This window comes from Pseudomonas sp. LBUM1672, assembly GCF_059695655.1.
In genome coordinates this window covers 6,007,987-6,023,689 of record NZ_CP166781.1, presented here as the reverse complement: position 1 = coordinate 6,023,689, position 15,703 = coordinate 6,007,987, and the positions used below count along the sequence as shown (strand labels likewise).

Here is a 15,703-nt window from a genome sequence, read left to right as displayed (position 1 = left end):
GTTTGTAGGATCGAAAGTGTAGGAAGTTTGAGGGTGGGTCAGTAACAGATAATAAAACGGGGAGCCGGCTGGCTCCCCGTCAAACCGGTGTCATCAGCTGTTTGGCAGCAACCGGCAGGTGATGCTCTTGATGTAGCGGGTTTCGGCAATGGCCGGGTGAACCGGGTGATCCGGGCCCTGACCGCCGCGCTCGAGCATCTGGATGTTGCGGTCCAGATGACGAGCGCTGGTCAGCAGAATGTTCTGCAGATCGTCTTCCGGCAGGTGCATCGAGCACGATGCACTGACCAGGATGCCGTCCTTGCTGAGCAGGCGCATGGCTTGCTCGTTCAGGCGGCGGTAGGCGCCTTCACCGTTCTTCATGTCTTTCTTGCGTTTAATGAAGGCGGGCGGGTCGGCAACGATCACGTCAAAGCGTTCTTCGCTGGCTTTCAGCTCTTTTAGGGCTTCGAACACGTCGCCTTCGATGCAGGTCATTTTCTCGGCGAAACCGTTCAGCGCGGCGTTGCGCTCGACGCCATCGAGGGCGAAGGCCGAGGCATCGACGCAGAACACTTCACTGGCACCGAACGCGGCCGCTTGCACACCCCAGCCGCCGATGTAGCTGTACAGATCCAGCACGCGTTTGCCTTTGGCATAAGGGGCCAGGCGCGCGCGGTTCATGCGGTGGTCGTAGAACCAGCCGGTTTTCTGACCCTGGATGACCGGGGCTTCGAATTTCACGCCGTTCTCTTCCAGCGCGACCCATTCCGGCACCAGGCCGAACACGGTTTCGACATAACGGTTGAGGCCTTCGGCGTCACGGGCGGCGGAATCATTCTTGAACAGAATGCCGCTTGGCTTGAGCACTTGGGTCAGTGCGGCGATCACGTCTTCTTTATGGGCTTCCATGGTCGCCGACGCGATCTGCACCACAAGGATGTCGCCGAAACGATCGACCACCAGACCTGGCAGCAGGTCGGAGTCGCCGTAGACCAGGCGATAGAACGGCTTGTCGAACAGCCGATCGCGCAGGGACAGCGCAACGTTCAGGCGATGGACCAGCAGCGACTTGTCCAGCGGCAACTTGATGTCGCGCGACAGCAGGCGGGCGCAAATCAAGTTGTTCGGGCTCATGGCCACGATGCCCAGCGTCTTGCCGCCGGCGGCTTCGAGGATCGCCTGGTCGCCGGCTTGAAAACCGTGCAAAGGGGTCGCCGCTACATCGATTTCGTTGCTGTAGACCCACAAGTGGCCGTTTCGCAGGCGACGGTCGGCGTTGGCTTTGAGGCGCAGGCTAGGCAGGGACATGACGTCGCTCCGGAAAAAAGAGCGGGAGTATAGCGTGTTGAGAGTTGTGGCGGGCTGGGTGGGCGATGAAACGCTGATGACGCCTTCGCGAGCAAGCCCGCTCCCACAGGGTTAGCGCATGACCTGGAGCGAGCCTGCTCGCGAAGGCGATTTTGAATGCAGCGCCAACGATGAAACTTTCGCCAATGTGTCGGCCAGTGTGTCGGATCCAACTTTATAAAGGTTAGAATCGCCCCCTGGCCCAGAGTGTGTACTTATGTCCCAAGAGCTGACTTCCGAACAGATTCAACAGTCCCTGCAAGGCATCAGCGTGCCTGCCCAGCCGCAAATCATGGTGGATTTGCAGATGGAGCAGTACATGCCCGACCCGGACCTGGAAGTGATCGCGAAGCTGATCTCCCAGGACCCGGGGCTCTCTGGCGCCTTGCTGAAGATCGTCAACTCGCCGTATTACGGCTTGAGTAACAAGATCGCCTCGATCCAGCGCGCGGTGAACCTGCTGGGCAGCCGTTCGATCATCAACCTGATCAACGCGCAGTCGATCAAGGGCGAGATGAATGACGACACCATCGTCACCCTGAACCGGTTCTGGGATACCGCTCAGGACGTGGCGATGACCTGCCTGACCCTGGCCAAGCGCATCGGCGCCCAGGCCGGCGATGAAGCCTACGCGCTGGGGCTGTTCCACGACTGCGGCGTGCCGCTGATGTTGCAGCGTTTCCCCAATTACATGATCGTCCTGGAAGAGGCCTACGCCAACGCCAGCGCCGAATGCCGGGTGGTCGACACCGAGAACCGGGTGTTCAACACCAACCACGCGGTGGTCGGTTATTACACGGCCAAGTCTTGGCGCCTGCCGGAGCATGTGACCGCCGCGATCGCCAATCACCACAACGCCCTGGCGATCTTCAGCGATGAGTCTTCGCGCAATGCCCAGCTCAAGAACCTGCTGGCGATCCTGAAAATGGCCGAGCACATTTGTGCGTCTTACCGGGTGCTGGGTAATCAGACCGAAGACCACGAATGGAACTGCATCGGGCATCTGGTGCTCGATTATGTCGGCCTTTCGGACTACGACTTCGAGACCCTCAAGCAAACGATTCGCGACCTCGGCGCTCACCGCTGAGCATCGACTGCTTCATTTATTCGAGAGCCCTGATTCGAGAACACCATGCCTGAACTGCCGGAAGTCGAAACCACCCGCCGCGGGATTGCGCCGCACCTGGAAGGCCAGCGCGTCAGCCGGGTAATCGTGCGTGACCGCCGCTTGCGCTGGCCGATTCCTGAAGACCTCGATGTGCGCCTGTCCGGTCAGCGCATCGTGCTGGTGGAGCGGCGGGCCAAGTACCTGTTGATCAATGCCGAAGTCGGCACGCTGATCAGCCATTTGGGCATGTCGGGCAATCTGCGACTGGTAGAAGTCGGTATGCCGGCGGCCAAGCATGAGCACGTGGACATCGAACTCGAGTCCGGGCTGGCCCTGCGTTATACCGACCCGCGTCGGTTCGGCGCGATGCTTTGGAGCCTCGATCCGCTCAACCATGAACTGCTGATTCGCCTGGGGCCGGAGCCGTTGACCGACCTGTTTGATGGCGATCGCTTGTTCCAGCAGTCTCGCGGACGATCCATGGCGGTCAAGCCGTTCATCATGGATAACGCGGTGGTGGTCGGCGTCGGCAATATTTATGCGACCGAAGCGCTGTTCGCCGCCGGCATCGACCCGCGTCGCGAAGCCAGGAGCATTTCCCGGGCGCGCTATTTGAAGCTGGCGATCGAGATCAAACGCATTCTGGCCGCCGCCATCGAGCGTGGTGGTACTACGCTGCGGGACTTTATCGGCGGCGACGGTCAGCCAGGGTATTTCCAGCAGGAATTGTTCGTCTACGGCCGGGGCAGTCAGCCCTGCAAAGTCTGTGGCACTGAACTGCGCGAAGTGAAACTGGGGCAGCGCGCGAGCGTCTTTTGCCCACGCTGCCAGAGCTGATACGTCCGACGGTCTATAGTCAGTGTTCTCACTGCCTAGCCGAAGGACCGTGCCATGAATTCGTTTCGAACCCTTGTTGTTGCGCTGCTGCTGAGCGTCGGTGCGCCCGCGCTGGCGGCAAGTAGCGGCAGCGGTGACCCGCGCTATACCATCCAGAATCCCCCGGCCTACGCCATGCTCGGCGACTTATTGATCGCCCGACCCTTGCTGGTCGTGGCGACGGTGATCGGTGCCGGGGCGTTTGTGGTGTCGTTGCCGTTTACCGCGCTGGGTGGCGGAGTTGGCGATGCGGGGCAGGCGTTGGTGGTTGATCCGGCGAGGGCTGCGTTTGTAAGGTGCCTGGGGTGTATCGGGGAGGGGTTTGAGCAGCGGGAGTGAATCAGTTACATCTTCGGTATACCTGATGGCCTCATCGCGAGCAGGCTCGCTCCCACATTTGATTTGTGTTGTGAATCAAATGATGTGAACACCACAAGTCCACTGTGGGAGCGAGCCTGCTCGCGATGAGGCCGGCACAGGCGCTACAAAAAAGCCTGCCTCAAGCCTTCCCGGTAATAACCCGATACTTGGCCATCAACTGCTCTTCAGTCTCCGGATGTGCTTCATCCAGTGGAATGCAATCCACCGGGCACACTTGCTGGCACTGAGGCTCGTCGTAGTGGCCGACACACTGCGTGCACAGGTTCGGGTCGATCACGTAGATCTCTTCGCCTTGGGAAATGGCGGCGTTCGGGCACTCGGGTTCGCAGACGTCGCAGTTGATGCAATCGTCGGTGATGATCAGGGACATGCTAACTCCAGCCGGGGCGCAAGGCCCGGGCGCAATAAACCAATGCGCGCAATTGTGCCGCATTGGCGCCCACAGTGCACGCGGGCGCCGCTTGAGCGGTCGTTACTTCTTGAAGCGTTCGGTGAGGGCATCCGCCACCGCAGGGTGGACGAACTTGGTGATATCGCCGCCCAACGCTGCGATTTCACGGACCAGCGTCGAGGAAATGAACGAATAACGCTCGGACGGGGTAAGAAACAGACTTTCCACATCCGGCGCCAGTTGGCGGTTCATGTTGGCCAGCTGGAATTCGTATTCGAAGTCCGACACCGCGCGCAAGCCACGCAGGAACACGTTGGCGTTCTTCTCTTTGGCAAAGTGCGCCAGCAACGTCGAGAAGCCGACGACTTCAACGTTCGGCAGATGTTTAGTGACCTCGCGGGCCAGCGCCACTCGTTGTTCCAGGGGAAACAACGGGTTTTTCTTCGGGCTGGCAGCGACGGCGATGATCACATGATCGAACAGGCGCGCGGCGCGTTCGACCAAGTCGCCATGGCCCTTGGTAATAGGGTCGAAGGTACCTGGGTACAACACTCGGTTCATCGCGTCGTCCTGGCGGGAGTCCGTTGGGGAGTCGGATGGTATCGCAGCCTTCCCGGTCGGCCAAGTCGCCTGTTGGGTAAGAAAGCACTATAGACGATTGGAATATTCTCGGTTTTCATGGGTTTTTCAAACGTTCGGCGAGGGAAGTCGCCAGTTGCGCCGTCAGCCCGTAGACCGACAATTGCGGGTTTGCGCCAATGCTGGTGGGGAACAGCGAGCCGTCGTGGATCGACAGATTGCTGATCTGGTGGTGCCGGCCGAGGCTGTCGGTCACGGCGTTTTTCGGGTCCTCGCCCATGGCGCAACCGCCCATCACATGAGCGCTGCCCAGGCGGGTGCGATACAACTCAAGGCTCAAACCGTCGATCAACGTGCGCGCTTCCGCCAGGGTTTTCACGTAGCGCGCGTCGGCGTGCATCGGCATCACCGCGTTGGCGCCACCGGCGAACTGGATCTCGGCCATGCTGTGGAAAGCCCGGCGCAAGCCGTCCCAGGCATAGGGTGAAACCTGATAGTCGAGCACCGGCGTGTTGTCGCCGCGTAATTCGACGTTGCCGCCGGGACTGTCCGGATGAAAACCATCGCGTAACAGCGCCAGCATCGCGTGGGTGTGGGGCAGGTTTTCCATGTGCGCGGCGTTTTCCTTGCCGAAACCACCGAGCAAAGTGGCGGCCAGCGCCGGGTGCAGCGGCGGGACTTCGAGTTTGTAGGACATCTTGCCGGTGGTGCCGTCCTGCCATTGGAAATGGTCGGAATAGATCGACTGCGGCGCACCGTAGAACGGATTGATCACCTCGTCGAACAGCCCGGCAGACATGTTCACCAAATGCAGGAACGTGCGTTTGCCCAACCGTTTGTGCGGATCGGGCGCTTCCGAGCGCAGGAGCAGCGCCGGGCTGTTGATCCCGCCGCCCGCCAGCACGTAATGCCGCGCCTTGACCGTAATCGTACGTCCGGTAGGCGCGACGCAACGGTCGTCCATCGCCATGCATTGCAGGCCCGTGACCTGGCCGTCCTTGATCGAGAGCTTTTCGGCGCGGGCCAGATAGAGCAGCTCGCCGCCTTTTTCCAGGGTCGCGGGAATGGTCGTGACCATCATCGATTGCTTGGCGTTGGTCGGGCAGCCCATGCCGCAATAGCCAAGGTTCCAGCAACCGCGCACGTTGCGCGGGATCACATGCCAGGCGTATCCGAGTTGTTCGCAGCCTTTGCGGATCACGTCGTTGTTGGCGTTGGGCGGAACCATCCACGGCGCAACGCCCAGGCGTTGTTCCATTTTCTCGAACCACGGCGCCATCTCGGCCGGGCTGTGGCCTTTGACGTCATGCTCCTTGGCCCAATGCTCAAGCGTCGGGTCGGGGGTGCGAAAGCTTGATGTCCAGTTGATCAACGTCGTGCCGCCTACCGCGCGGCCCTGGAGGATGGTGATCGCGCCGTCCTTGCTCATGCGGCCGATGCCTTCCTGATAGAGGTTGGTGTAAGCCTGGTCTTCGAGCATCTTGAAGTCGCTGCTGGTCTTGAGCGGGCCTTCTTCGATCAGCAGAACCTTGTAGCCCGCGGCGCTGAGGATTTCCGCGGTGGTGCCGCCGCCCGCGCCGCTGCCGATGATCGCCACGTCCGCTTCGAGAGTCAGGTCCTGGGTCAGTTGCGAGCCGTTGTAGGTTTTCCAGCCACGGGCCATGCCTTCGCGGAACGGGTCGGGTACGGGCATCTTCGGGTTCTCTTGTTGTTATGGGTTTGGATGCGGTGGTGAGGCGGCTGACGTCTTCGCGAGCAAGCCCGCTCCCACAGGTTCCGAGTCGTTCACAAAAAGGTGGTCCACCTCAAATCCTGTGGGAGCGTGGCTTGCCCGCGAAGGGGGCGCCTCGGTCTCAAACTGTAGGCGGTCCGGGATACCCGCAATGCACCCACGATTCCGCGCGGCTGTACCACGCCATCATCACCAGTTGCAGCAATGAGCTATGCCCCATGCGCAACAGGCTCAACGAACTGTTTTCCCAGCGATCGAGAAAGTGCCGGATCTCATCGGCGCTGGCGTTTTCCCAACTGCCCCAGATCCCGGTCAGTGGTCCGCGGGTCACTGCCATCCCCAGCACGTCGAACAATTGCTGAGTGAGCTTGAGCATTTCCGGCGACAGGTGATTCAGACCGTTATCCAGGCAGTGCAGGGTTTCATCGACGGCCTTCGGCATCTTCTCGGCAGCCACGGCGCCCTCGATCATCACCGGGATCAGCGCCCGCAGAAACAGCAGGTCACCGCTGCGCAAAATCGCGAAACCACTGGCCGGGATGCTCGATGAGCAGCCGCTGAGGCTCGCACCCACTCCGGCGGTGGCCAGGAAAGCACTCGCGCCGAGGCTGAATTTAAGCAGGCCGCGCCGTGACAGCGCGGGTGTATCGGACAGGCTTGGGCTCATTATTGTTATTACCCGGCGGCGTGATCGTTAGCGGATAAACAGTTTCTGGATCAGTTTCTGAATGGCTTTTCCGTACGGGGGGTAAATCAGTTTCGCCGCGTTGAAACGTTGCTTGATCAGCACGCCTTTAGCCTTGCTGAAGGTCAGGAAGCCTTCGTGGCCGTGGTAGTGGCCCATGCCCGAGGCGCCGATGCCGCCGAACGGCATATCGTCCTGCGCCACGTGCAGCAAGGTGTCGTTGAGGCAAACGCCGCCGGAATGGGTTTCGTGGAGGACGCGGTTTTGTTCGCGCTTGTCGTAGCCGAAGTAATACAGCGCCAGCGGACGAGGTCGCTGATTGATGTAGGCAAACGCCTCATCAAGCGTCTTGTACGGCACGATCGGCAGCAGCGGGCCAAAGATTTCGTCCTGCATCACGGTCATGTCGTCGCTGACGTTGAGCAGCAGGCTATGGCTCATGCGCCGTCCCTGGCCCTGATCGAACAACGGAATCAGCAGCGCGCCTTTGCTGGTGGCGTCGCTGACGTAGTCGTTGAGCCGCGCCAGTTGCCGGTCATTGATGATGGCGGTGTAGTCCGGGTTGTCGGCCAGTGTCGGATAGAACCCGCGAACCGCGTGCCGATAGGCTTCGACGAAAGCGCCCACGCGATCTTCCGGCACCAGCACGTAGTCCGGGGCCACGCAGGTTTGTCCGGCATTGAGGGTCTTGCCGAAAGCGATGCGTTCGGCGGCGTCCTTGAGCGGCACGTCAAGGGACACGATGGCCGGGGATTTGCCACCCAGCTCAAGCGTCACCGGCGTCAGGTTTTCAGCCGCCGCGCGCATCACGTATTTGCCGATACTGGTGGCTCCGGTGAACAGCAGGTGATCGAAACGCAGTCGGGAGAACGCGACACCGATATCCGCCTCGCCCAGCACCACGCAGACCAGGTCTTGCGGGAAGATCCGGCCCAGCAACTCCTTGAGCAGCAGGCCGGTGGCGGGGGTCGATTCACTGAGTTTGAGCATCACCCGATTGCCCGCCGATAACGCGCCCACCAACGGCCCGATGGCCAGGTACAGCGGGTAGTTCCAGGGCACGATCACGCCGACCACGCCCAGCGGTTGGTAAACCACTTTGGCCGACGCCGGCTGAAACGCGATGCCGACCTTGCGCCGCGAAGCTTTCATCCAGCCTTTGAGGTGCTGACTGGCGTAATGGATGCCGTGCAGGCTGGGCATCAGTTCGGCGAGCAGGGTTTCATCGGCGCTGCGGTGGCTGAAGTCCTGGCTGATGGCATCGATCAAGGCCTGGCGTTCATTGCTCAGCAGATCCCGCAGGGCTTTGAGCCATTGCTGGCGCTGGGCGGCCGGCGGCATCGGGTTGGCTGCATACGCCGTACGCTGCGCATCGAACAGGGCCTGGAGCTCGTCCAGAGGCTGTTGCAGGTTCTGCAGGTAAGCGATGTCGGCGGTCATGATCGGCTCCGGTTTTTGTTGTAATGAGGCACTTTTTAGAGTCTATGCTCTAGAAAGTCAAATGACATCCTGAGTACAGCATGGTTTTATCCACTCGCCGATAGGTCGTAAGATGCCCGCCAACGCACTCTGAATTAAAGCTCAAGCCATGGCCCCTCGGATCAAAACCAGCGAGCGCATCGTGCAGAACAGCCTGGAGCTGTTTAATCAACAGGGCGAGCGCAGCATCAGCACCAACCACATTGCTGCCCACATGGAGATTTCTCCGGGCAACCTGTACTACCACTTCCCCAACAAGCAGGCGATTATCGCCGTGCTGTTCAGTGAGTACGAAAGCCTGGTGGACAGCTTCCTGCGCCCGCCCCAGGGCCGCGCGTCCACGGTGGAAGACAAGCGCTTCTACCTTCAGGAGCTGCTGGCGGCGATGTGGCGCTACCGGTTTTTGCATCGAGATCTTGAGCATTTGCTCGACAGCGATCCAGAACTGGCCGCCCGTTATCGGCGTTTCTCCCAGCGCTGCCTGATCCATGGCACCCACATCTACGCCGCCTTCGTCGACGCCGGCATCCTGCAAATGGACAAGGTCCAGATCGAATCCCTGACGCTCAATGCCTGGATTATCCTGACATCCTGGGTGCGTTTTCTGTGCACCACGCGGGAAAACTCCAATCACCTGAGCGAGCAGGCGATTAAACGTGGGGTGTATCAGGTGCTGGTGCTTGAGGCCGGTTTCGTCACGGACCAGTCACGCGACGCGGTCAACGCGTTGTATGAAGAGTTTTACGTGCCACTGGCCCAGGCCCTGGAAGAAGTGCAGTAGGATCTAAGACCGACTTAATCACAGGAGCCCGTTATGCCCATTGCGCAACTGATCAGCCCGCAAGCGTTGGACCTGAAAAAGGAGCAGCCTGGGCTGGTGATTCTGGATTGTCGTTTTGCCCTCGAAGACCCGGACTACGGCCAGCGCAGCTATGCCGAAGGGCATATCGCCGGTTCGAGCTTCGCCGATCTTGAGCGTGATTTGAGCGGGACCGTGGTCAAGGGGGTGACCGGGCGCCATCCGCTGCCTGAACCTGAAGACTTGATCGAACGCCTGCAAGCCTGGGGTATCAACGCCGACAGTAAAGTGGTTTTGTACGATGACGGCCCCGGTGCCTACGCGGCGCGGGCCTGGTGGTTGCTGGCCTGGCTGGGCAAGCGTGACGGCGTGTTCATCCTCGATGGCGGGCTCAAGGCCTGGCACGCGGCGGGTTTGCCGCTGAGTCTGGATGCTTGTGATATCGAGCGTGGCACCTTCAACGGGACGCCGGACAATGCGCTGATCGTGAGTGCTGAAGAGCTTCAACAACGTCTCGGCCAACCCGCGCTGACCTTGCTCGATGCCCGGGCATTGCCGCGTTTCAAGGGCGAAGTCGAGTCGATCGACCCGGTTGCCGGGCACATCCCCGGCGCGCAATGTGCGGCGTTCACCGAGAACCTGGGTAGCGACGGGCGTTTCTTGCCGGCTGAGCAACTCAAGCAGCGCTTTGCCGCGAAACTCGGCGATCGTGCGCCGGCTGATCTGGTGGCGTACTGCGGATCCGGCGTCACGGCTTGCCATAACCTGTTCGCACTGTGCCTGGCGGGTTATCCGTTGGGTTCGTTGTACGCCGGGTCGTGGAGCGAGTGGATCAACGATCCTCAACACGGCGTTGCCATCGGCGAATAAACGCTGATCCCCTGTGGGATCACCGTCGTTTTCAAGATTTATGTAATTGCCGGGCACTGCGATACGCCCCCGGCCCCACCCCGTAAACCTGCTTGAACTGCCGACTCAGATGACTCTGGTCGGCAAATCCCAGCTGCGTCGCAACCTCCAGCGGCAAACACCCATTCTGTAATAACACCCGCGCCCGAGCGATGCGTTGCTGCATCAGCCAGGTGTGCGGTGGCATGCCCGTGGAGCGGCGGAACACCCGGGCGAAGTGGAACGGTGACAGGTTGACCGCTGCCGCCAGTTCTTCCAGCGAAGGTGGCGCGGCTAATTGCGCTTGCAGCAGGTCCTTGGCCAGCGTCACTGCCCGGTGTTCCTTGCCGGGTTTGCCGGCAACCGGCACGGCCGCATGGCGTTGCAGCAACAACAGCATCATCTCGCGCCAGACCGTTTGCTGTTGCAGGGCCGTGGACGGACTTTCCAGCAAACGATGCAATTGGCAGAAACCCTTCACCAGATCCGGATCGCGATACAGCGTCGCGCCAAACCCCGGCAGGTTGGTGGTCGGCAACTCCAGTTCGTCCAGCAGCGAGAGAATCTGCCCGCTGTCCGGGTAAAACGCCCGGTACAACCAGCCATCCTCCGTGCCTTTGTGGCCGGTGTGCAGTTCATCGGGGTTGATCAACACCAGCGTGCCGCTGCCGGCCAGGTGTTCGGCGCCGCGATAGCGATAACGCTGGGCGCCGGCCATGATCATGCCGATCACATAACCGTCATGCACATGGGGCGCGAAGCGATGTTCGATGTAGCGTGCGGACAATAACTCGACGCCGGCTAACGGCGCCGTTTGCCAGAAACGGATCGACTCGCCCTGATCGGCGTCCATGGCTTACCCGCGACCCACGGTGCTCAGCCACTGCGGAATCCGCCGTTCCAGGTAATAACCCGGTTGCCGGAACGAGCCATCGACAAAACCGACATGCCCGCCTTTGGCTTGCAGCTCGAATTGAGTGGAGGCGGACAATTCCGACGCTTGCGGCAGACTATGGGGGAACACAAAAGGATCGTCGGCCGCCTGGATGATCAGGGTTGGCGTGCGAATCTCTCCAAGGAAGTACCGGCTCGAAGCGCGGCGATAGTAATCCTCGGCATCGACAAAACCATTGAGCGGCGCCGTGACCCGGCCATCGAAGTCCCAGAACGTGCGCATGTTCTCGAGCGAGCCCAGCGCCGCCAATGCCGCCAGTCCATCCTCGCGCCCGTCATGCTGGAACTGGCGCTGCTTGTTCTTGATGTAGGCGACCATCTCGCGCATGAAATGCGCCTGATACACCTTGGAAAAACCCTGGCCGATGCGATCGGCGCAATGATCGAGACGAAAGGGCACCGACACCGCCACCGCACCTGACACGCCACTGTCACTGCCGGTTTCGCCCAAATGCTTGAGCAAGACATTGCCGCCCAGGGAATAGCCGACCGCATAGAGCGGGGCGAGAGGGCGCTTGGCCCGCAGGTGTTTGATGGCTTCGGCCAAGTCTTCACTGGCACCGGAATGGTAGCTGCGTGCCAACAGATTCGGCTCGCCCGAACAGCCACGCCAGTTCAATGCGACGCTGGCCCAACCCTGGGCACCGAGCGCTTTCTGCACCCCGGCCACGTAAGGCGAATTTGAAGAACCGGTCAGCCCGTGCAGCACCAGCACAAGCGGCGCATCGACGGTGTGTGGGCCGTGCCAGTCCAAGTCGAGAAAGTCGCCATCCTCAAGCCACAAGCGCTCGCGCTCGCGTTCGATGTGCGTGGTTTTGCGCCACAGCGGTCCCCACAAGGTTTGCAGGTGCGGGTTGCCGAGGCCGAAGGCGGGGGTGAAGCGTTCTGACGGAAAGGACACGATTGCTCTCGATGCAGCGGTGCGCAACCGGTGCGCACCTTTTTCAGGCCGGTCGATTAACCGGCGATCTCTGCCATACGTTGCCACAATGCGTAATACACCCGCCCGGATTTCTGCTCCCGGTGCAGGCGCCAGTTGCCCGGCAAGCCAAGGCTCGACGGCGCGTTTTCGCTTTCAGTGTAGATCCAGGCTTCATTGGCCAGCCACTGACGCTCTTCAAGCAGCGTGCACACGGTCGGCAACAGATCCTGGTTGAACGGCGGGTCGAGGAACACCAAGTCGTAAGCGGTCGCGGTCTGGGTTTCCAGATAGCGCAGCGCATCGGCGGTCTGGATCTGGCCGGTGGTGCAGCGCAGTGTTCCCAGGTGTTCCTTGATGCTGGCGACCGCGATGTTGCTGGCGTCCAGCGCCTGACCCATCGCGGCGCCACGGGACAGGGCCTCGAGGAACAACGCGCCGCTGCCGGCGAACGGGTCAAACACTTTGGCTCCGGCCACGTACGGCGCGAGCCAGTTGAACAGGGTTTCACGCACCCGGTCCGGGGTCGGGCGCAGACCCGGGGCGTCCGGGAAGCTGAGCTTGCGGCTGCCCCATTCGCCACCGATGATGCGCAGTTGGTTCACGCCGTTGTGTACGTTGTGAACGGGTTTTTTAGGACGAGTGGCCATTAATGCTCCGGAACCCCGAGCGGCTGCTCGGCAGGTTTATCAGTTGGGGCCGGTAACGGCTTTTGCGGCACGGTCGGGCCAGCGCTGACGATGACCATTTTGTCCGTGCTCAGGTGTTTGTTCAGTGCAACTTTGACTTGTTCGACGGTCAGGCTCTGCGACTCACGCATGAAGTCATCGAGATAACTCAGCGGCAGGTTGTAGAAACCCATCGCGCCCAGTTGCCCAACGATATCGGCGTTGCTGGCGGTGGACAACGGGAAGCTGCCGGCCAGTTCACGCTTGGCATCGTCGAGTTCTTTCTCGGTCGGGCCGGTTTTAAGGTAGTCGGCGAGGACGTCCTGCACCAGTTTCAGCGTGCCTTCGCTCATCTCGGCGCGGGTTTGCAAGTTGATCATGAACGGGCCGCGCGCCTGCATCGGGGTGAAGCCCGAATACACGCCGTATGCCAGGCCACGCTTCTCGCGCACTTCGCTCATCAAGCGAGTGCCAAAACCACCACCGCCGAGGATCTGGTTGCCCAGGGAGAGCGCAGCGTAGTCCGGATCGTCACGGTCGATGCCCAGTTGCGAGAGCATCAGGTTGGTTTGCTTGGACGGGAACTCGATATGCCCGATGCTGGCTTTCGGTTCTTCAGGCTGCGGGATTTTCGGTAAAGCCGGGCCTTTTGGCAGCGCGCTGGAGACTTGCGCGGCAATCGCTTCGGCTTCAGCGCGGGACAAGTCACCCACCAGCGCAATCACCACATTGCCACCTGCGTAAGCTTTCTCGTGGAACGCCTTGAGTTGCGCCGCAGTAATCGCCGGAACGGTTTTCGCCGTGCCGTCGCTGGAGTGTGCATAGGGGTGATCGCCGTACAAGCGGTTCATCAGCTCCAGGCTCGCCAGTTTGCCGGGGTTCTGCTTCTGGTATTCGAAACCGGCGAGCATCTGATTCTTGATGCGCGCAAAGGAGTCGGCAGGGAAGGTCGGCTTGCCGACGACTTCAGAGAACAGCTTCAGCGCAGGTTCGCGCTTGTCCGCGGCGCTGAGGCTGCGCAGGGAAGCCAGTGCCATGTCCTTGAACGCGCCGTTGCCAAAGTCTGCGCCCAGGCCTTCGAAGCCCTGAGCGATGGCGCCGACATCTTTACCGGCCACCCCTTCGTTGAGCATCGCGTTGGTCAGCATCGCGAGACCGGGCGCGTTGCCGTCCTGGCTACTGCCGGCGGCGAAGATCAGGCGCAGGTCGAACATCGGCAGCTCGCGGGCTTCGACGAACATCACCTTGGCGCCTTCGGCGGTGTTCCAGGTCTGGACGTCGAGCGAACGGTGGCTCGGTGCCTTGCCGTCGAGTTCGGTCAGCGATTGCAGCTTCTGGCTGGACTTGGCCTTGTCGAGCGCTTCGCTGGCCTTGGTGTCATCGCTTTTCGACAGATAAAACGCAGCGGAGCCGATCAGCACGGCTGCGATCAGGCCGATCAGGGCCAGACGGGGTTTTTTACGCTCACTCATGAGTCGTCTCCAGTGGCAGTACATGGGCGACGCTGAGACGTTCGCGGGTGAAATACAGCTTGGCGGCTTTCTGGATATCTTCCGGTGTCACGCTTTCGAGGTCGGCGAGTTCGGTGTCCATGAGCTTCCAGGACAGGCCGACGGTTTCCAGTTGGCCGATGGAGGTGGCCTGGCTGGTGATCGAGTCACGCTCGTAGACCAGGCCAGCGATGACCTGGGCGCGGACGCGTTCCAGTTCTTCGGCGGACGGCGCGGTGGTTTTCAGCTGTTCGAGCAGCTTCCACAGGCCCGCTTCGGTCTGGGCCATGGTTTTCTTTTTCTGGATGTTCGGCGTGGCCGACAGGGTGAACAGGCTGTCGCCGCGGGTGTAGGCGTCGTAACTCGACGAACCGCCAGACACCAGCTCTTCGCCGCGTTCCAGTTGCGTCGGGATGCGTCCGCTGTAGCCACCGTCGAGCAGGGCCGAGATCAGGCGCAAGGCGTTGACCGAGCGTTTGTCTTCAGCGGTGGCGATGCTCGGCACGTTGAAGCCCAGCATCAGGCTCGGCAGTTGGGTCTGCACGTGCAGAGTGATCTGGCGTTCGCCGGGCTCGGCCAGTTCCACAGGGATTTTCGCCGGTGGCACGTCGCGTTTGGCAATCGGACCGAAATAACGCTGGGCCAGGGTTTTGACCTCGTCCGGGGTCACGTCGCCGACCACCACCAGCGTGGCGTTGTTCGGCACGTACCAGGATTGGTACCAGTGGCGCAGCTCTTCGACTTTCATGCGGTCCAGGTCAGCCATCCAGCCGATGGTCGGCGTGTGGTAACCGCTGGCCGGGTAAGCCATGGCCTTGAAGCGCTCGTAGGCTTTGGACATCGGCTTGTCGTCGGTGCGCAGGCGACGTTCTTCCTTGATGACTTCGATCTCACGGGCGAACTCGTCGGCCGGCAGACGCAGGCTGGCCATGCGGTCGGCTTCCAGCTCGAAGGCCACGCCGAGGCGGTCGCGGGCCAGCACTTGGTAATAAGCAGTGAAGTCATCGCTGGTGAACGCATTTTCTTCGGCGCCGAGGTCGCGCAGGATCAGCGAAGCTTCACCCGGGCCGACTTTCTCGCTGCCCTTGAACATCATGTGCTCCAGGGCGTGGGACAAACCGGTCTGGCCCGGCGTCTCGTAACTTGAGCCGACCTTGTACCAGACTTGGGAAACCACCACTGGCGCGCGATGGTCTTCGCGCACAACGACCTTCAGGCCGTTATCCAGAGTGAATTCGTGGGTGGGTTGTGGATCGGCAGCCAGGGCCGAGAGGGGCAGACAAACTGTGCTGAGCAGCAGGCCTGCAGCGCGGCGGGCTAAAGCATTCATTCGTTTTTAAACCTTTGGGACTGCCCGCTAGGTCTTAGCGTCGGCGGGCGAGAGGGTGCTAGGATACTGGTCCGTTTTACTGGCGGCCACGCCTA

Annotated in this window: 16 protein-coding genes; 5 read left to right on the top strand and 11 right to left on the bottom strand. The window is 61.1% G+C overall.

Going from position 1 to position 15,703, the window contains the following annotated elements; genetic code table 11:
* Window positions 1–93: 93 nt before the first annotated feature.
* Window positions 94–1,290 (bottom strand): class I SAM-dependent rRNA methyltransferase, encoded by a 1,197-nt coding sequence (locus ACA053_RS27615; RefSeq protein ID WP_003195152.1) that lies wholly within the window; start codon window positions 1,288–1,290, stop codon window positions 94–96.
* Between the two features lie 310 nt (window positions 1,291–1,600).
* On the opposite strand from ACA053_RS27615, the gene ACA053_RS27610 reads away from it, so the two are divergent.
* The 3 genes from ACA053_RS27610 to ACA053_RS27600 are packed head-to-tail and all read left to right on the top strand — an operon-like array spanning window position 1,601 to window position 3,652.
* Window positions 1,601–2,416, top strand: a complete 816-nt coding sequence (locus ACA053_RS27610) for an HDOD domain-containing protein (RefSeq protein ID WP_497396252.1) — start codon at window positions 1,601–1,603, stop codon at window positions 2,414–2,416.
* A gap of 45 nt (window positions 2,417–2,461) precedes the next feature.
* Window positions 2,462–3,274 (top strand): bifunctional DNA-formamidopyrimidine glycosylase/DNA-(apurinic or apyrimidinic site) lyase, encoded by an 813-nt coding sequence (mutM, locus tag ACA053_RS27605; RefSeq protein WP_497394124.1) that lies wholly within the window; start codon window positions 2,462–2,464, stop codon window positions 3,272–3,274.
* A 54-nt stretch (window positions 3,275–3,328) separates the two neighbouring features.
* On the top strand, window positions 3,329–3,652 hold the full coding sequence (locus ACA053_RS27600; protein ID WP_497394123.1) for a multidrug transporter: 324 nt from the start codon (window positions 3,329–3,331) through the stop codon (window positions 3,650–3,652).
* A gap of 160 nt (window positions 3,653–3,812) precedes the next feature.
* Here the strand turns inward: ACA053_RS27600 and ACA053_RS27595 are convergent, their stop codons facing one another.
* The 5 genes from ACA053_RS27595 to ACA053_RS27575 form a co-directional block, all read right to left on the bottom strand.
* Window positions 3,813–4,064, bottom strand: a complete 252-nt coding sequence (locus ACA053_RS27595) for a YfhL family 4Fe-4S dicluster ferredoxin (RefSeq protein ID WP_048722619.1) — start codon at window positions 4,062–4,064, stop codon at window positions 3,813–3,815.
* A gap of 102 nt (window positions 4,065–4,166) precedes the next feature.
* Window positions 4,167–4,646, bottom strand: a complete 480-nt coding sequence (gene coaD / locus ACA053_RS27590) for a pantetheine-phosphate adenylyltransferase (RefSeq protein WP_109635631.1) — start codon at window positions 4,644–4,646, stop codon at window positions 4,167–4,169.
* Window positions 4,647–4,761: 115 nt separating this feature from the next.
* The gene (locus ACA053_RS27585) at window positions 4,762–6,357 is read right to left on the bottom strand and encodes a GMC family oxidoreductase (protein ID WP_497394122.1); all 1,596 of its coding nucleotides are present in this window, start codon (window positions 6,355–6,357) and stop codon (window positions 4,762–4,764) included.
* Window positions 6,358–6,517: 160 nt separating this feature from the next.
* Window positions 6,518–7,063, bottom strand: a complete 546-nt coding sequence (locus tag ACA053_RS27580; protein ID WP_109635628.1) for a twin-arginine translocation pathway signal protein — start codon at window positions 7,061–7,063, stop codon at window positions 6,518–6,520.
* A gap of 27 nt (window positions 7,064–7,090) precedes the next feature.
* A complete protein-coding gene (locus tag ACA053_RS27575; protein WP_497394121.1) occupies window positions 7,091–8,521 on the bottom strand; it encodes a coniferyl aldehyde dehydrogenase in 1,431 nt (476 codons plus the stop codon).
* A 148-nt stretch (window positions 8,522–8,669) separates the two neighbouring features.
* Between ACA053_RS27575 and ACA053_RS27570 the strand changes: the two genes are divergently transcribed.
* Window positions 8,670–9,341, top strand: coding sequence for a TetR/AcrR family transcriptional regulator (locus tag ACA053_RS27570; RefSeq protein ID WP_109635625.1), 672 nt, complete (start codon window positions 8,670–8,672; stop codon window positions 9,339–9,341).
* A gap of 33 nt (window positions 9,342–9,374) precedes the next feature.
* Complete coding sequence (locus tag ACA053_RS27565; RefSeq protein ID WP_497394119.1) at window positions 9,375–10,229, top strand: sulfurtransferase; 855 nt, start codon at window positions 9,375–9,377, stop codon at window positions 10,227–10,229.
* A 31-nt stretch (window positions 10,230–10,260) separates the two neighbouring features.
* Here ACA053_RS27565 and ACA053_RS27560 read toward each other — a convergent pair whose 3' ends face one another.
* From ACA053_RS27560 to ACA053_RS27540, 5 genes are read right to left on the bottom strand one after another with little or no spacing between them, the layout of a single operon-like run.
* Window positions 10,261–11,100: an AraC family transcriptional regulator gene (locus tag ACA053_RS27560; protein ID WP_497394117.1), complete on the bottom strand. Its 840-nt coding sequence runs from the start codon at window positions 11,098–11,100 to the stop codon at window positions 10,261–10,263.
* 3 nt (window positions 11,101–11,103) lie between these two features.
* A complete protein-coding gene (locus tag ACA053_RS27555) occupies window positions 11,104–12,102 on the bottom strand; it encodes a hydrolase (protein ID WP_497394116.1) in 999 nt (332 codons plus the stop codon).
* A gap of 56 nt (window positions 12,103–12,158) precedes the next feature.
* A complete protein-coding gene (gene rsmD / locus ACA053_RS27550; protein ID WP_109635619.1) occupies window positions 12,159–12,770 on the bottom strand; it encodes a 16S rRNA (guanine(966)-N(2))-methyltransferase RsmD in 612 nt (203 codons plus the stop codon).
* Window positions 12,770–14,260, bottom strand: coding sequence for a M16 family metallopeptidase (locus tag ACA053_RS27545; protein WP_497394115.1), 1,491 nt, complete (start codon window positions 14,258–14,260; stop codon window positions 12,770–12,772). The genes rsmD and ACA053_RS27545 overlap by 1 nt, the downstream gene beginning before the upstream one ends.
* On the bottom strand, window positions 14,253–15,608 hold the full coding sequence (locus ACA053_RS27540; RefSeq protein ID WP_109635615.1) for a M16 family metallopeptidase: 1,356 nt from the start codon (window positions 15,606–15,608) through the stop codon (window positions 14,253–14,255). Before ACA053_RS27540 ends, ACA053_RS27545 begins: the two co-directional genes overlap by 8 nt.
* Window positions 15,609–15,703 lie beyond the last annotated feature (95 nt).

What these genes read in the sequence shown, in the direction of transcription:
- ACA053_RS27615 (WP_003195152.1), bottom strand. Translation starts at nt 1,290, where the DNA reads ATGTCCCTGCCTAGCCTGCGCCTCAAAGCCAACGCCGACCGTCGCCTG.
- mutM (WP_497394124.1), top strand. Translation starts at nt 2,462, where the DNA reads ATGCCTGAACTGCCGGAAGTCGAAACCACCCGCCGCGGGATTGCGCCG.
- ACA053_RS27600 (WP_497394123.1), top strand. Translation starts at nt 3,329, where the DNA reads ATGAATTCGTTTCGAACCCTTGTTGTTGCGCTGCTGCTGAGCGTCGGT.
- ACA053_RS27595 (WP_048722619.1), bottom strand. Translation starts at nt 4,064, where the DNA reads ATGTCCCTGATCATCACCGACGATTGCATCAACTGCGACGTCTGCGAA.
- coaD (WP_109635631.1), bottom strand. Translation starts at nt 4,646, where the DNA reads ATGAACCGAGTGTTGTACCCAGGTACCTTCGACCCTATTACCAAGGGC.
- ACA053_RS27585 (WP_497394122.1), bottom strand. Translation starts at nt 6,357, where the DNA reads ATGCCCGTACCCGACCCGTTCCGCGAAGGCATGGCCCGTGGCTGGAAA.
- ACA053_RS27580 (WP_109635628.1), bottom strand. Translation starts at nt 7,063, where the DNA reads ATGAGCCCAAGCCTGTCCGATACACCCGCGCTGTCACGGCGCGGCCTG.
- ACA053_RS27575 (WP_497394121.1), bottom strand. Translation starts at nt 8,521, where the DNA reads ATGACCGCCGACATCGCTTACCTGCAGAACCTGCAACAGCCTCTGGAC.
- ACA053_RS27570 (WP_109635625.1), top strand. Translation starts at nt 8,670, where the DNA reads ATGGCCCCTCGGATCAAAACCAGCGAGCGCATCGTGCAGAACAGCCTG.
- ACA053_RS27565 (WP_497394119.1), top strand. Translation starts at nt 9,375, where the DNA reads ATGCCCATTGCGCAACTGATCAGCCCGCAAGCGTTGGACCTGAAAAAG.
- ACA053_RS27560 (WP_497394117.1), bottom strand. Translation starts at nt 11,100, where the DNA reads ATGGACGCCGATCAGGGCGAGTCGATCCGTTTCTGGCAAACGGCGCCG.
- rsmD (WP_109635619.1), bottom strand. Translation starts at nt 12,770, where the DNA reads ATGGCCACTCGTCCTAAAAAACCCGTTCACAACGTACACAACGGCGTG.
- ACA053_RS27545 (WP_497394115.1), bottom strand. Translation starts at nt 14,260, where the DNA reads ATGAGTGAGCGTAAAAAACCCCGTCTGGCCCTGATCGGCCTGATCGCA.
- ACA053_RS27540 (WP_109635615.1), bottom strand. Translation starts at nt 15,608, where the DNA reads ATGAATGCTTTAGCCCGCCGCGCTGCAGGCCTGCTGCTCAGCACAGTT.